General features: G+C 56.9%; 1 protein-coding gene. It reads left to right on the top strand.

The window, feature by feature from the left end:
- On the top strand, window positions 1-471 hold a 471-nt coding region (locus RCF13_RS24725; protein ID WP_308141622.1), incomplete at both ends, for a glycosyltransferase.

Genomic DNA, 471 nt, shown 5'->3' with positions numbered 1-471 from the left:
TTCCTGGCGCAGGCCGTCAAATACGTGGAATGGAGCTGGCGCATTATTCGGGAATACCGTCGCACGAAAGTCGCGGTCATCCATTGCCACAGTATGCTGCCGTTGCTTCTGGCATGCCTGTTGAAATCCATGACCGGCGCTCGTCTCGTCTACGATGCCCACGAACTGGAAACAGAAAAATACGGCCTGCATGGCAGACGCCAACGTATCGCCCGCTGGTTGGAAAAAACATTAATCAAGCATTGTGACGCTGTGCTGGTCGTGAGCCCCTCCATTGAGCGCTGGTATCGCCAGAGGTATCCCGATACGCCTGTCGTGCTCGTGCGAAATGTCCCGCTGGCGCCGCCCACGCTGACTCCCTATCCTTGGCGGGAAGAATTGGCCATCCCCGAAGATGCACTCCTGTTTATCTTCATTGGCGGCCTGACGCAAAGCCGTGGCATTCCGGCCATGCTCAAGGCATTCGATCGC

The sequence above is a fragment of the Stenotrophomonas maltophilia group sp. RNC7 genome (genome assembly GCF_030910085.1).
GTDB classification, from domain to species: Bacteria; Pseudomonadota; Gammaproteobacteria; order Xanthomonadales; family Xanthomonadaceae; genus Stenotrophomonas; species Stenotrophomonas sepilia.
This window is presented reverse-complemented; position numbering and strand designations above follow the sequence as displayed.